14 protein-coding genes are annotated in these 14,880 nt (G+C 56.4%); 12 read left to right on the forward strand and 2 right to left on the reverse strand.

What is annotated here, in order from left to right:
• Positions 1-85 precede the first annotated feature (85 nt).
• Entirely contained in the window at positions 86-655 is a 570-nt protein-coding gene (locus WG934_RS00455; protein ID WP_339988231.1) for a TetR/AcrR family transcriptional regulator, read from the reverse strand.
• Positions 656-774: 119 nt separating this feature from the next.
• Between WG934_RS00455 and WG934_RS00460 the strand changes: the two genes are divergently transcribed.
• The 12 genes from WG934_RS00460 (at position 775) to WG934_RS00520 (ending at position 13,692) form a co-directional block, all read left to right on the forward strand.
• Complete coding sequence (locus WG934_RS00460; protein ID WP_339988232.1) at positions 775-1,488, forward strand: MerR family transcriptional regulator; 714 nt, start codon at positions 775-777, stop codon at positions 1,486-1,488.
• Between the two features lie 67 nt (positions 1,489-1,555).
• Positions 1,556-2,095 (forward strand): hypothetical protein, encoded by a 540-nt coding sequence (locus WG934_RS00465; protein WP_339988233.1) that lies wholly within the window; start codon positions 1,556-1,558, stop codon positions 2,093-2,095.
• Positions 2,092-3,066, forward strand: coding sequence for a TIGR00730 family Rossman fold protein (locus WG934_RS10410; RefSeq protein WP_445228158.1), 975 nt, complete (start codon positions 2,092-2,094; stop codon positions 3,064-3,066). The genes WG934_RS00465 and WG934_RS10410 overlap by 4 nt, the downstream gene beginning before the upstream one ends.
• A 92-nt stretch (positions 3,067-3,158) precedes the next feature.
• Positions 3,159-3,773, forward strand: a complete 615-nt coding sequence (locus tag WG934_RS00480; RefSeq protein ID WP_339988234.1) for a DUF1707 SHOCT-like domain-containing protein — start codon at positions 3,159-3,161, stop codon at positions 3,771-3,773.
• Between the two features lie 29 nt (positions 3,774-3,802).
• Complete coding sequence (locus WG934_RS00485) at positions 3,803-4,636, forward strand: sulfite exporter TauE/SafE family protein (RefSeq protein ID WP_339988235.1); 834 nt, start codon at positions 3,803-3,805, stop codon at positions 4,634-4,636.
• 424 nt (positions 4,637-5,060) lie between these two features.
• Complete coding sequence (locus tag WG934_RS00490) at positions 5,061-5,399, forward strand: transglycosylase family protein (protein ID WP_339976743.1); 339 nt, start codon at positions 5,061-5,063, stop codon at positions 5,397-5,399.
• Between the two features lie 48 nt (positions 5,400-5,447).
• Complete coding sequence (locus WG934_RS00495) at positions 5,448-6,431, forward strand: LLM class oxidoreductase (RefSeq protein WP_339988236.1); 984 nt, start codon at positions 5,448-5,450, stop codon at positions 6,429-6,431.
• A gap of 17 nt (positions 6,432-6,448) precedes the next feature.
• Positions 6,449-7,603: an alkene reductase gene (locus WG934_RS00500; protein ID WP_339988237.1), complete on the forward strand. Its 1,155-nt coding sequence runs from the start codon at positions 6,449-6,451 to the stop codon at positions 7,601-7,603.
• A 371-nt stretch (positions 7,604-7,974) separates the two neighbouring features.
• Positions 7,975-8,664, forward strand: a complete 690-nt coding sequence (locus WG934_RS00505; protein WP_339976744.1) for a peroxiredoxin — start codon at positions 7,975-7,977, stop codon at positions 8,662-8,664.
• Positions 8,665-8,810: 146 nt separating this feature from the next.
• A complete protein-coding gene (locus tag WG934_RS00510) occupies positions 8,811-9,203 on the forward strand; it encodes a (deoxy)nucleoside triphosphate pyrophosphohydrolase (RefSeq protein ID WP_339976472.1) in 393 nt (130 codons plus the stop codon).
• A gap of 5 nt (positions 9,204-9,208) precedes the next feature.
• Positions 9,209-12,163, forward strand: a complete 2,955-nt coding sequence (locus tag WG934_RS00515) for a DEAD/DEAH box helicase (protein WP_339988238.1) — start codon at positions 9,209-9,211, stop codon at positions 12,161-12,163.
• Between the two features lie 107 nt (positions 12,164-12,270).
• Complete coding sequence (locus tag WG934_RS00520) at positions 12,271-13,692, forward strand: MFS transporter (RefSeq protein ID WP_339988239.1); 1,422 nt, start codon at positions 12,271-12,273, stop codon at positions 13,690-13,692.
• Here WG934_RS00520 and mgrA read toward each other — a convergent pair whose 3' ends face one another.
• On the reverse strand, positions 13,693-14,772 hold the full coding sequence (mgrA, locus tag WG934_RS00525; RefSeq protein ID WP_339988241.1) for an L-glyceraldehyde 3-phosphate reductase: 1,080 nt from the start codon (positions 14,770-14,772) through the stop codon (positions 13,693-13,695).
• Positions 14,773-14,880 lie beyond the last annotated feature (108 nt).

A 14,880-nucleotide genomic window follows, 5' to 3' on the forward strand; every position in this document is an offset into this window, starting at 1 on the left:
CAGCCGGTGGTGCCACGATACAGATTCTTGGCCCCGGTGTCGGGAAATTCCTTTAGTCGCAGGAGGCTTTCTCCACTACGGGAGGTTACTTCGCTCCGTAAATGGGGAGGAGGGTGTCGTCGACGATAGCGTCGATGGTTTCGTCTGAGCATGAGCCCTGGGCGATGAATTCACCGACGAACACCTGGATTGCCATTCGATGCAAGCGGAATAACTCAACTGGTTCGGGGATTTCCCCTTGCTCATGTGCGAGTTCCAAACTCGATCTGATGTGACACAGCGCAGGTGACAGCTCGTAGCTGGCGAACTTCGCGCGAAGCTCAGGAGTGGCCTCAGCCATGAGCCCGAGAGTGGTTTCGACCCTGTATTCATCGAAACCCGCGCGCAGGATCTTCCCAATGGTGCGAAGGTTCTCCCGAAGAGTCGGCTGAAGCGGTTGACTCAATTGAGGTTGTGCCATCCGGGTGATTGCGAAGAAGACCATCTCAGGGCGGGCGGCCCAGCGTCGATAAAGAACGGGCTTGCTGGTTTCTGCTCTCCGAGCTACTCCTTCGAAAGTCACCCCGTGATAGCCCTCATCCTGGAGTTCTTTGAGCACAGCTGTAGCAATGGCATCGAGTAGTTCATCACCGGTGCGTCGAGTTTCGGGCTTCATTCCTCACAGTTTAGATGTTTTGTGTAAGCCATTAACTTAATTGCGTTAACTTCGTGTCGGATTCGACTTTTCGTAGGGGGTATTGACCATGACGCGACGTGATGGATCAAGCTAGAACCATGAGAATTTCGGAGGTTGCCAGTGCTGCTGGTTGTTCGGTGCGGGCGGTGCGTCACTACCACGAAGCAGGCGCGCTGCCGGAACCCAAGCGGGACTCTAATGGGTACCGAAACTACTCACTCTCTGATTTGGCTGGGTTGCTTCGTGTTCGAACGTGCGTGGAAGCAGGAATTCCCCTGTCAACGATCCACGAGCCAGACGCGATGAGCAGGGCGTTGACTCTCATTGACGATCGCATCGCTGAACTGGAAGTGCAGCGCGATCGCCTATATGCCCTTATGCGCGATGAACAGAATGTTCCAAGCGATATCGTCGAGACAATCGGGATGCTGATCGACGATCCTGCTCTGCGTAAGCAAGAACTGGACTCCTTGTCATTAATGGCACTCACCGGGGTCGCGACTGCCGCAACCTGGTCGACTCTGCGGTACAACCTTGGCAATCAGGAGTGCCTAGATACCTCGCGCAGACTTACTCGACTCTGGCGTGAGCTCGGGATGATATCTGCGAAGGATCTAGGCGTTCAACAAATGTTGACTGAGTTCGTTGAGTTGTTTCCGCAAGGTTGGATGAAGGGGGTCGTTGACACGCTCGTTCCTGGGGATTTGCCGTTGACCACTAGTGACGTCAACTTCGTTGGTGCGCAGGCATTGATTCCAGAAGCGTTGGCGGCGGTGCTAGAAAGTGGCAATACCGGTGTATGTCCAGAGTAAGAAGCTGCGTCACGCCCTTGAGCTTGTATGGAACCATCATCCAGGGTTTCGAATACTCCGGTGGGAGATGAAGAACTGGGCAGATTTGGTTCGGCTCATCCGAAGGCAGGAGTTGGTTCCGGCAGATGCGACACCACTGCGTGGATCAGCGGACATCTGGCATCTTCCGTTAGCGATGACCATCGCGTCAGTAATCGAAATCGTCGCTATTGAATTGCTGGTCAATGCGCTATGGTTGCGACTCCTGCTGCTAATCATGTCCATCTACGGGGTCTTGATGATGTGGGGGATCATCGGTGGTCAACTCACTCGTCCGCACTATGCGACACCGACGAACATCGTCCTGCGGCACGGGCGGGAAGTCCTGGCCGTAATACCTCGGACCACAATCACGAGGATCCGGCACGCTCGTGGATACTGCGATGAACGCCGAGTCTGTGACGGCAATCATCTCGTGTTGGGAGGGCCGAACGGGACTAATGTGCTCATTGAGCTGAGTCATCCGGTCAAGGTCGCCCACGACACGTGGCCGTGGCAGAAGAAGCGGGTTTCCGAAGTATCGGAGGTCGAAATGTGGGTAGCCGACCTTGATAGTCTGCGGTGGTGAAGTCAAACCAAATCGTTGTTAGCGCCGTAGTGATTCGTGACCAGCAAGGTCGGCTGTTGACAGTCCGCAAGAGAGGGACGAGCGCCTTCATGCTTCCGGGCGGAAAGCCAGAACTAGGCGAGAGCTTTGAAGAAGCAGTGGTACGTGAGGCTCGTGAAGAACTAGGAGCCGAACTCGACTCGTCGGCGTTACGGAAACTGGGTTCGTTCAAGACAGACGCAGCAAATGAACCGAATTTCGAAGTTGCAGCAACTGTCTTTGAGCACCCATTCGTGGAAGTTGGTGCTCCAGCTGCTGAAATCGAGGCAATGCGTTGGATGGATCTTGATAATGATTCACCGCTACCGGGTGATCTTGCCCCGCTTCTCACCAATGCAGTGCTGCCGGTTCTGAATAGCCGCAAACTACGGCAGATCACAATTTTTACTGGTGCCCGACCAGGAAATGATCCCCGTTTTGACGCGCAAGCAGCCAAGCTAGCGTCTTACCTAGGAAGTGAGGGAATTGGGGTGGTGTTCGGTGGAGGTAAGGCTGGACTCATGGGGACAATTGCTGACTGTGCTCTCGGGGAGGGAGGAGCGGTAACTGGTGTAATGCCACAGCATTTGGTTGATGCCGAGATCGCTCATACCGGACTGACCTCGTTGGAAGTTGTCGGCACGATGCATGAACGAAAAGCCCGCATGGTTGAGCTCGGTGATGCGTTCGTTGCAATGCCGGGTGGTGCCGGTACGCTCGACGAGCTCTTCGAAGCCTGGACCTGGTTGCAATTGGGCATCCATACGAAGCCCGTTGCGTTGTATGACTCGGCATACTGGGCACCACTGCTGGAGGCTTTGAAGCACATGATGAACCATGGTTTTGTGCGTTCCGAGGACTTCGATTCGCTAGTCGTCGCGGATGATCCCGAGGAGTTGATTTCGAAGCTCCGTGATTGGGAGCCCCCAATCCCCAAATGGACCAATCGTTGATGATTAATTACGTTTAGAATGGGTGCTGCGTGGCGACGAATCCGTCGTAAAGCTGTCTTCCATACAACCGCACATCAGCGATTGGAGCACCCATGTCCGAGAACCCAGATTTGCGAGTAGGTGATCCAGAGCGGTCACAGGCATTGGACGTGTTGGGGGAGCACTTCGCGAATGGCTATCTGGACCTGGCTGAGTTCGAAGAACGGACGGAGAAGGCGGCGCAGGCAAAGATGCGTTCCGAGTTGGATGCGCTGTTTGCCGATTTGCCGGGTGGCATTGAGGCGAACGCCCGCGCTGACGTAGCCCGTACTGACCTGGCGCGACGAGGTACAGGTGGCGTGAGCGGTGCCAGTGGTGTGGGGGCCGTCGGTGCTGGAGCGAACTCGCTGCCATCCCGAGCAAGTGCGCTGGATACCGAGTACGAACTGGATCGCATTATCGAGCGCGGCAAGAAAGTAGAGCGCGCTGACTGGCTGATCGGGTCGGTGACGATGATCGTGTTCTTCTTGGGGCTGTTCGTCTTCGAGTGGAGCTACTTCTGGTTGGCATTCCTCGTCGGTGGTGCGGCGGCGGTGGGCGTCCGAGCTTTCTACGGTCTCGATGACGAAGATGAAGACATCTACGACGAACTCAGCGAGGCTGAGAAGAAGGAACGAAAGGAACGCCTGAAGTTGGCCGTGGAACGTCGCCGCGAGTTGGGGAAGTAGCTCAATAAATCAGTCTCGTTGGTGTTGTAGTGGAATTGTTTTTCGCAGATCTCAATATCGGTGGCGTCCCCATCGATGCACTCGGACTTGTTCTGCTGCTTCTCGCTGGCATTGGTGCAGGAATTGCCGACGCAACCACTGGTGGCGGTGGTGTCGTTCAAATTCCTATCCTGTTCTCAGTAGCTTCTGGAGCGCCCGTTGCTCCGACAATGGCCCTCAACAAAGCATCTGCCGCTGCGGGAAATCTTGTTTCTTACCTGCGGTTTCGTCGCGCGCCGGGCGTTGCCCATCTTGATACGCGCGCCGCTGCGGTCGCCTGTGCAGTGGGTATTCCTCTTGCCTCGGCGGGTGTGCTGTTAGCCTCCCGCTTTTCGACCGCCGTTTTTACGCCACTCATCGCAATCACCATGGTGGCTGTCCTGTTTTATATCGTGGCTGTCCAACCACGGTTGGCACGAAAGCAGCAGGCAACGATTGAAACGGGTGAAGCTCCTTCGCCGAACCTGATCGTATTCGTATTGATTGTGAGCGCAGTTGCCTTCTATGACGGGTTTCTGGGCCCTGCGACAGGCAGTTTTCTCATTCTGATCATCCAGTACATTCTGTCGGTGAGTTTGGGTCGTGCTTTAGCGACCGCCAAGTTCATACAGCTGATTCTGAACACCACTGGTGCAATCGCCTATTGGCTAATCAGTCCTCCTTCTCTGGCGCTGGTTCTACTTCTCGCGCTCGGCAATGCCGTTGGTGGCTGGTTCGGTTCCAAGTGGGTAGTGAGGTTCTCCGATTCGACGATTCGAGCCTGTCTTGTCGTAGGTGTCATTGCATCGCTTGTGTTGATGCTTGGACGAGCACTAATCAACTGACGAACATGGTGCTTGGCATGGCAGTTTGACCACAACAGTTAGCACCTGCAGCGGTGGCAGCACGCCAATCTGGGGGAGTCGGCCTGAGAAAAATAACAAATTAAGAAAATTCAAGGAATAACGCTAAAAACAGCGCAATTTTGACCGGCGATAAAACACAGTTGCGCTGGCCTGATGAGGTGCATGCCGTTCAGTCGGGGTGGTCGTCGTGACGTTATCGAACTGAAATAAGCCTCTGCGAGTCCCCTTGACAGACCGGGGAGGAGGTCGGCTACGTTAGGCGCCCATGGGTGGTCAAAGAGAATCTTTGGCTCGACCTACGCTTCGTGGCACGGCTGCGCTGCGGTCACCTGGGGTCTCAACGAAGAATGAGGCGCAGGAGTCCGCTTTAGGCGAAAAGTACCAAGTAGGAGAAAACACCTTTATGCGTTCTTCCATCAAGAAGACTGTTACCGGCACCGCAATGGCACTCGGCATCGCAGCAGCTCCACTGCTGGTTGCCCCAGCTGCACAGGCAGCAACCGTTGAGCAGTGGGACCAGGTCGCACAGTGCGAGTCCGGTGGCGACTGGCACATCAACACCGGCAACGGCTACTACGGTGGCCTGCAGTTCAGCCCAACCACCTGGACCGGTTTCGGTGGCGACCAGTACGCACCAACCGCTGACCAGGCAACCAAGGAACAGCAGATCGAAATCGCTGAGCGCGTCCTCGAGGGCCAGGGCCCAGGCGCATGGCCAAACTGTGGTGGCCCACTGTACTAAACAACAAACCTCTGCGGACGGTCGTCGTAACGCGTTAGCCTGACACCCATGTCAGAACTCTTCGCGCTATCAGACGTACCGCACTGGGAGCTACCAGGTTTTCGCCGAACGTATGCACCTGGTTCGCTCACCATTGGTTTGTCACTTCCTATTGAGGAAGATTCTGAAGAGTCGCCCGACGACCACCTGGACAACCAGGTTCGCCTTGTAAAGAAGGCCGAGTCGGGCGGCTTTTCGGCTGTCTGGGTGCGGGACATTCCACTGCGCGTCGAAACCTTCGGTGACGTTGGGCAAGTCTATGACCCATGGATGTACCTGAGTTACCTGGCAGCTCATACGAAGTCAATTGCGCTGGGCACAGGCGCGATCGTGGTGCCGTTCCAGCACCCGTTAGTGATGGCGAAGCGCGCAGCCACCATCGATCGACTCAGCGGCGGTCGATTCCTGTTCGGTGTTGCTACCGGAGACCGTCCCGAAGAATTCCCGGCTTTCGGCCAGGACAAGGGCAAGCGTGACGACGTCTTCCGCGAACACATCGCCGTCTACCGCAAAGCAATGACCACGAGTTACCGCCCTATTAAGTGGAGCGGCGGAAAAATGGGTGGTTCCGATGTCGTGCCTAAACCGATCGCGCGCGAGGTACCACTGATTGCGACAGGGTCCTGCCAGCAATCTATGGAATGGAAGGCCGAGCACATGCACGGCTGGTTTACCTATCACCGCAGTTTGCCGGAGCAGAAGGTCAATATTGCGCGGTGGCGGGAAGCGACCGCTGACTATGAGGACTTCAAACCATTTAGTGAATCCTTGTGGTTGGACCTTGTCGAAGATCCAGACGCACCTGCTGCAGGTGCCGACTTCGGATACCGGCCAGGCAGGAATGCGTTGCTGGAGTTGTTGGATTCGCAACGGGCGCTGGGCATCAATCATGTGTCGGTGAATTTCCGGCGGAGTCGTCGTCCAGCGGAGGACCAGATGGATGAGTTCATCGAATATGTAATGCCGGAAATAGGATGCGCAATTAGCGAGTGATTCGGTAGCGTGCGAGTATGAGTGAAACCATCTCGACCTCTGACCGGAGTGCGAACCAGAATTCCCAGCTTTTCGAACCGCTGACCGCGGGCGAACTGACGCTGAACAACCGTCTGACTATGGCTGCGCTGACCAGGCAACGCGCAGGCGAGGACGGCACGCCGACGGACCTGCATCGTGACTACTACTCGCAACGCGCAAGCGCCGGCATGGTGGTTACCGAAGGCGTGTTTCCGGCGTACAGCTGCCGCGCTTTCCCTGGTCAGGCCGGAATCGCGAATGATGAGCATGCTGCGGCATGGGAGCCCGTCGTCAAGAAGGTGCATGAAGCGGGTGGTACTTTCGTTATGCAGATCATGCACGGCGGGCGCACGTCGCACCCGGATTTGCTGCGCGGGGCCGAGCCGGAAGCGCCCAGCGCGTTGGCGACGGGCTGGCCGGCGCGAGGATTTGGCGGAAAGATTGAGGCGCCGGTGCCTCGGGAAATGACGCTTGACGACGTCGCCCGCGTGAAGCGCGAGTTTCTGGATGCGGCGCGCCGGGCCATGGCTGCCGGTTTTGATGGTGTCGAGCTCCATGGGGCGAATGGGTACTTGCTGCACCAATTCTTGAGCCCGGTGTCGAATGTGCGAACTGACGAGTACGGCGGATCGCCGGATGGGCGGGCGCGGATTGTCGTGGAGTTGCTGCGTGAGCTGGCCGAAGAGATTGGGGCCGGGCGCGTGGGCTTGCGGATTTCGCCACAGCACAACATCCAAGGTGCGCTGGAAGAAGACGATGCCGATGTGCTGGCGACGTACGGGGCTGTGATGGATGCAGCTCGGGAGTTGGGCATCGCGTATGTGTCGATGTTGTACGCGGATGTTGACGGTTTGGGTGCCGGCGGTGATGTGGGTGCTGGCGATGGCCGTGGGTTGGTTGCCCAGTTGCGTGAGCGTTTTGGGGGCGTGTTTATCCTGAACAGCGGTTTTGCTGAGGTCACGCAGCTCGATGATGCCCTTCACATCGTTGAGGACGATCTCGCCGATGCTGTCGCTGTGGGGCGCATGTTTATCGCTAACCCGGATCTGGTGCGTCGTTGGCGTGATGGCCTTGAGCTCAACGAACCTGATACGTCCACGTTCTATGTTGGCGGCGCGCACGGGTACACGGATTATCCGTTTGTGGATTAACTAGCGCGTTGCTGGGTGTTGGCTGCGGGAGCGTTGCTGTCTCGGGTGAGTGGCTGTGGCGCGTGGAAAGCGCAGACACCGCAAGCGGCTGTGTTGCGCTGCGGGCTCCGTCGTAAAGCAGAGGTATTGATAGGTAAACCCTCTGTCGAACCATCATTAATAGAAATATGTGTTTGGTCACGTTCTATTGAAAGTATTATTCAATACCTCTAGGCTGGAGTTATCCCCCGAGGGGTATAGGGGAATGGTTTTACCAGCACGTTCATCTATTTGGTTCGTCTATAGGAGGCACCATGTCTACCGAAAACACCGCTGCTAACAACACCGCCACGCAGAACACCGCTACCGAGAACGCTCCAATCGTTCACTCGATGCCACGCATCGGCGACCAGGCACCAAGCTTCACCGCCGAGTCCACGCAGGGCACCGTCAATTACCCTGAGGACTACGCAGGTAAGTGGTCGATTCTTTTCTCCCACCCAGCTGACTTCACTCCAGTCTGCACCTCTGAGTTCATGACCTTCGCTGTCATGGCCGACGAGTTCCGCAAGTACAACACCGAACTGGTTGGTGTCTCCGTCGACGGCCTGCACAGCCACATTGCTTGGCTGCGCACCATCGAGGAGAAGATGGAGTTCCGTGGCTGGAAGAACGTCCAGGTCAAGTTCCCATTGATCGATGACGTTTCCATGAACGTCTCCCGCAAGTACGGCATGATCATGCCTGGCGAAGGCGAGACTTCAGGCGTTCGCGCTGTCTTTATCGTGGACCCAACGGGCAAGGTTCGTACGATTCTGTACTACCCGCAGTCGACTGGCCGAAACTTTGACGAGATTCTGCGCGTCGTCAAGGCTCTGCAGACCGCGGACAACTTTGGCGTCGCAACGCCTGCTGACTGGCGTCCAGGCGAGCGCGTCATCGTTCCACCAGCTGGTTCGTGTGGTGTCGCGAAGGATCGCATGGCCGGCGAGGAAGAGGGCGTCGAGTGCGTGGACTGGTTCTTCTGCACCAAGGCCATCGATGAGGAGACCATCGAGAACACTATTCAGGGCAAGAAGTAGGGCCTGAATTAGGGCTTCAACCTGGGAGCTGCTTTGCGACGATCACGTCGTGAAGCAGCTCTTTTGTTTAATGGGGTGTTAGCATGGGCCGCACGAATGTTCGGTTGAGTTCGGTTAGTGCAGAGTTCAGTTAGCGGGGAGTCGAGTTGAAGAAGCGAATTAACGTCACGGGCGCCGTGCTTGTTCGAGATGACAAGGTGTTGGCTGCAAAGCGTGGCGCTGGTAAATCGCTTGCTGGCTACTGGGAATTCCCCGGCGGCAAGATTGAAGAGGGGGAAACCCCGGAACAGTCGCTCGCTCGTGAACTCCGCGAAGAACTGATGTGTGATGCCAAGGTGGGGGAGCACGTCACCACGACGGAGCATGAATATGACTTCGGCATTGTCATTTTGTCGACGTATTACTGCACTCTTGAAAGTGGCGAACCCCAGCTCACCGAGCATGAGGAGATCCGTTGGGTCAACGGCTCTGAAATGACCGAATTGATGTGGGCTCCTGCAGATATTCCGGCAGTTGAGATTATCTCCAAAGAGCTCTAAACACCATGGCCAGCGGACCAATAGCCAGCGGGGCCACTGATAGGGACGTAGTCAGTCTCAGACATGACCTGAACTTCGGCTTTGTCGATCATGCGGTTGAGTCGCCACGCATCTACGAACCGCAATTGATTGCCAATACACCAGATGTGTCGATGCTGGGCGCTCTGCACGAAGAGCTGAAACGCTCCGACAGTTTTAAGTTCTCGATCGCTTTTGTGTCCGCGACTGGGTTGGCACTGCTGAAACAGGCGCTGCTTGATTTCAAAGGTCGAGGCACGATTGTCACGTCGCGCTATCTCGATTTCAATCACCCTGATGTTTTCCGGGAGCTGTTGCTTCTCGACAACGTCGATGTCTATATCTATGACAACCCGCGTGCTGGTTTCCACGCTAAGGGCTACGTCTTCGAGCAAACGCCTTTGTTGACGGCGATAATTGGTAGCTCCAATCTGACGGATTCTGCGCTGGTGTCGAACCAGGAGTGGAATTTCCGTTTCTCGGCGAGCACCGACGGCGATATTGCATATCAGCTGTCCGCGGCTATTGATCGTCAGTTGGCTGATTCCTTTCCGCTCACTGCCGAATGGATCTTGGAGTATGAGCGGGTACGGAAGCCGCGGGTCGCGGTACAAACCGTCTCCGACGAGGGCTTTGATCTCGACGCAGATGCCCGCATTGAGCCGAATGCGATGCAGGCAGACGCTTTAGAAAAGATCGATGAGTTGCGTCTAGCTGGCGAACGACGAGCCGTCGTCGTCTCTGCAACTGGCACAGGAAAGACAATTCTCGCGGCTCTTGCTGTGCGAAACGCCAACCCAGCCCGGATGCTCTTCATCGTTCACCGCGAACAAATTCTGGACAAGGCAATCGAGGAGTTCCGGCGAGTACTCGAACGGCCACGTTCAGACTTCGGCAAGTTCGTTGGGGCATCGCGTGAACTGGACACGCCTTTTGTATTCGCCTCTATCCAGTCGTTGTCGCGCGCGGAAACGCTTGGCCAGATTCCTTCCGATGCCTTCGACTATATAATCGTCGACGAAGTGCATCGCTCCGGTGCCACTTCTTATCGACGAGTGATTGACCACTTCAGCCCCGAGTTCCTATTGGGTCTGACAGCTACACCGGAGCGTACTGACGGCTTTAACGTATATGAGCTGTTCGACTACAACGTTCCGTATGAGATTCGTTTGCATGCAGCTTTAGAAGAAGAAATGCTGGTGCCGTTTCACTACTACGGCGTGACGGACTTTGTGAATGAGAACAACGAGACAGTTACTGACACGTCAGAACTGGCATACCTCGTTAATGAAGAACGCGTGAAGCACATCTTGGAGAAGCTTCGACAGTATGGGCATCCACGTGGGGCACGAGGGTTGATCTTCTGCAGCCGAAAGACTGAAGCCCGAGAGCTTTCGGTACTTCTCAACAGGGAAAAGCTGAATGGATTGCGACTTCGAACCGCGGCGCTGACTGGTGAGTCTGACATTCGTGAGCGCAATGCGACCGTCGCAAAGCTAGAGGCCGGCGAACTTGATTACATCGTCACGGTTGACTTGTTCAATGAAGGCATTGATATTCCAACGATCAACCAAATTGTGATGCTGCGTGGCACGCAGTCGAGCATTATTTTCACGCAACAATTGGGCCGAGGTTTGCGTAAAGCACCTGGTAAAGACCATCTGCGGGTTATTGATTTCATTGGTAATTATGCCAATAACTATCTAATTCCGATTGCACTTTTTGGCGATAACTCACGCGATAAGGACCGAATTCGAAAAAGCATTATCGAGTCTAGCCACCGCGCACTGTCGGGTGTCTCTAGTGTCAACTTTGACGAGATATCGCAGGCGAAGATTCTGCAGTCGCTAGCCGTGGCACGGATCTCCGGCAAGCAAGAGTTCAAGAAGGACATCCTCAACCTGCAGGAACGCTTGAATGCGATCCCACGGCTGATGGACTTCGCCCGTTTCCAGACAGTCGATCCCGTAGTGCTGTCGACGAAGTATGAAAACTACTGGTCGTTGTTGCATTCATTGAAGTTTGTTGAATCAGCGCCGGGTGCCGTCGAGAAGCCCATCCTTGATTTCATGTCGAAAGAGCTGCTGAATGGCAAGCGACCTCATGAGCTTCTCGTGTTGAGAGAGCTCCTGAAGAAGGGGAAGCTCTCCCGCGAAGATGTTAGGGAGCTGTTCATCACGCAGCGCACCCGGGCGGACGCCAGCATCGTGGAGTCAGTAGTGCGGGTGCTGCATTTTGATTTCCATACTGGCCCACAGGTGGCGAAATACGGCGGGATTCCATTGATCGAAGTCGACGGTAATTCCATTGTGCTCGCACCGGAGCTGGCTGAGGCGTATGGAGTTGGTGCTGGGGTTGCGGGCGCTAGTGTCGACGGCCATGGTTTCCCTGACACTTTCCGTTCGCATGTCGACGACCTCATCGAATGCGGACTTTTCCAGTCCAAGCACGTCACCTCGTGGGAGGGCGAGCTGGTGGTGGGTAATCGATACTCGCGTCGGGATGTGTGTAGATTGCTGGGCTGGGAAAACAACAACGAAAGTACCGTGTACGGGTACAAGGTTGAGCGTAAGACGAAGAGCTGCCCGATTTTCGTGACGTATCACAAGTCCCGTGACGTTGAAGCGAGCGTTGCGTATCAGGATCGTTTCCTTAGCCCGCAAGTAATGCAGTGGTTCACGAGGAGCCGTCGCACCTTGAAGAGTCAGGAGGTCCGCGACATCCTAGGGAACGCGATTGACCTGCACCTTTTCGTCAAGAAGGACGATGCGGAGGGCACTGACTTTTTCTACATGGGCAAAGCGCGCTCGTCGGACGCCGTACAAGAGAAGATGCCAGGCGACGACGGCAAGCAACTGGATGTTGTGCGGATGCACCTGAACCTCGATGTGCCAGTACCGAGCAGTCTGTTCGAGTATCTGGAGTCGAAGCTAGAGGTTTAGTTGCGTGGGGTTGCTCGATGGTTGCGACCAACGCGCAACCGCCGAGCCTCGACCGCATCTTCACGTTCCCACCAGCGCAAACCCTTCCCGCGTGCCACACTGGTTTCATGGCACAAACTGATCACAATGACCCCGCCACGAGTGGTTTAGTCGCGGGTGGCACTGCTGGAAGCTCCACAACTACCGGCACCGCCACACCCACTGTCGCCTCGACAACACGCGCGACACAACTCTCACCCCAAACCGACAAACGCACCGTCTTCGCGTGGGGCCTCTGGGACTGGGGGTCCGCGGCCTTCAATGCGGTGCTGGTCACGTTCATTTTCTCGGTGTATCTCACAGACTCCGTCGGCAAGAACATCGACTCAGCCATCCTGCCGTCGAGTTGGTACGGTTACGCGATGGGCGCCGCCGGCATCGGTATCGCGCTGATCGCGCCTGTCGTAGGCCAACGCACGGATGCACGTGGCACGCGCAAACGCAGCGTCATTTTGTGGACGCTGATCACTGTTGCGCTGATGGTGTCGCTGTTTGGGATACGTAACGACGACGCCATCTACTTCTGGGTCGGCATCACCATCATGGCCGTGGCGAGCCTGACGTTTGAGTTCGCGGAGGTCAGTTATTTCGCGATGCTCCGCCAAGTCTCCACACCAGACAACATCGGGCGTGTGTCCGGATTCGGCTGGTCAATGGGCTATTTCGGTGGCATTATCCTGCTGCTGCTGTGCTACTTCGGCTTCGTCGCTGGCGACGGTGGCCTGCTCAACCTCAACACCGATGGTGGTTTTAACCTGCGACTCGTCGCGGTATTTGCGGCCGTGTGGTTCATCGTCTCGTCGATTCCGTTGTTCTTCCGTATCCGCGAGATCGAAGCGAATCCAGCGCTGCAGTCGAGTGGCATCGTCGATTCGTATAGGCAGCTCTTCGGCTCCATCGCGGAATTGTGGCGCACTGACCGAAGCGCAGTGTTCTTCCTCATCGCGTCGGCAATCTTCCGCGACGGTCTCGCCGGCGTGTTCACATTCGGCGCGTTGCTCGCAGTGATGGATTACGGAATCTCAGCATCGGATGTCATTCTGTTCGGCGTCGCCGCGAATGTCGTCAGTGCTCTCGGTGCGCTTGGCAGTGGCTTCCTTGACGACGCCTTCGGCCCGAAACCAGTCATCCTCGGCTCACTCATCCTGATGATTCTCGACGCTGCGATTCTGTACTTCGTCGACGGACCAACGAACTTCTGGATCTTCGGCCTGATCCTGTGCCTGTTTGTTGGGCCAGCTCAGTCGGCATCGCGAACGTTCCTCACTCGCATTTCTCCGGAGGGTCGCGAAGGCCAAATGTTTGGCCTGTACGCGACGACCGGCAGGGCAGTGAGCTGGATGGCACCGATTGCGTTTAGTACGTTCGTTGCCATTATCGGGACGAATCGTGCGGGCATTTGGGGCATCATATTGGTGTTGGCTGTGGGCGCAGCAGTGTTGCTGTTTGTCCGCTCGCCGGAACTGGCGAAGAAGCCAACCACCCGCTAGTTACACCGAATCAGTAGCCTTCTGCCACTGGTTGATGCCCTTATCTACCGCCCACTTATCAATCTCAGCGAGCTCGTCATCGTCGAATTCGAGATTCGACAGCGCACCTAGATTGTCGTCCAACTGCGCCACCGAGCTTGCGCCGATCAGGGCAGATGTCACTTCCGGACGACGTAGCACCCAGGCAATCGCCATTTGTGCCAGCGATTGACCTCGATACGCAGCAATTCGGTTGAGTGCGCGAATTGCCCGGAGGGTGTCGTCGTTAAGGAAATTCGCGCGCATCTTGTGCGTGCCCAGGCGGGAATCGGCAGGAATGCCGTCCAGGTAGCGGTTGGTGAGCAAGCCCTGCGCCAGCGCGGAGAACGCGATGACGCCGAGGCCGTTATCGTGGCAGGTCTCCAGAAGGGAGTCCTCAACCCAGCGGTTGAACATGGAATAGCTTGGCTGATGAATTGCCAGCGGCGTACCCAGCTCCCGCGCAATGTCTTGCGCCTGGGCGGTCAGCGCAGGCGAGTACGAGCTGATGCCAACGTACAGGGCGCGACCGGAGCGGACGATGTGGTCGAGGGCGGTGATGGTCTCCTCGATAGGCGTTTCAGGGTCTGGTCGGTGGTGGTAGAAGATGTCCACGTAGTCCAGTCCCATCCTCTTCAGCGACGCATCGCAGCTGGCCACCAGGTATTTCCGCGAACCGCCGAAACCGTACGGGCCGTCCTGCATATTCCAGCCGGCCTTTGTGCTGATGATCATCTCGTCACGGTACGGACGGAAATCCTTCTCCATGACGCGGCCAAAGTTCTCTTCAGCAGAACCTGGGGGAGGGCCGTAGTTGTTGGCCAAGTCAAAGTGCGTGATGCCACGGTCGAAAGCCGCGCGCAGAATCTCGCGTTGCGTGCCAAAGGCCCGGTCATCGCCGAAGTTGTGCCACAGCCCGAGCGTGATAGCTGGGAGCTTCAGTCCCGTATGGCCGGATCGGTTGTATGGCATAGCCGGGGAGAACACTTTGCCATCGGTGCTGTCCGCGTAGCGAGAGTCGCTGGCTTGGTAAACATCTGGAAAGCGTGCCGAAGTACTCATGTTTCCGACTGTAACCCTGCTTGGGCGTGTGCGAAAGGGGCACTTTTCGACGACCGCCTAACAGGCAATACCCATTGCCGGTGGAGTCGACCGGTGAAGCGGGAGGTC

The sequence above is a fragment of the Corynebacterium sp. H78 genome (assembly GCF_037572275.1).
Classification (GTDB): domain Bacteria; phylum Actinomycetota; class Actinomycetes; order Mycobacteriales; family Mycobacteriaceae; genus Corynebacterium.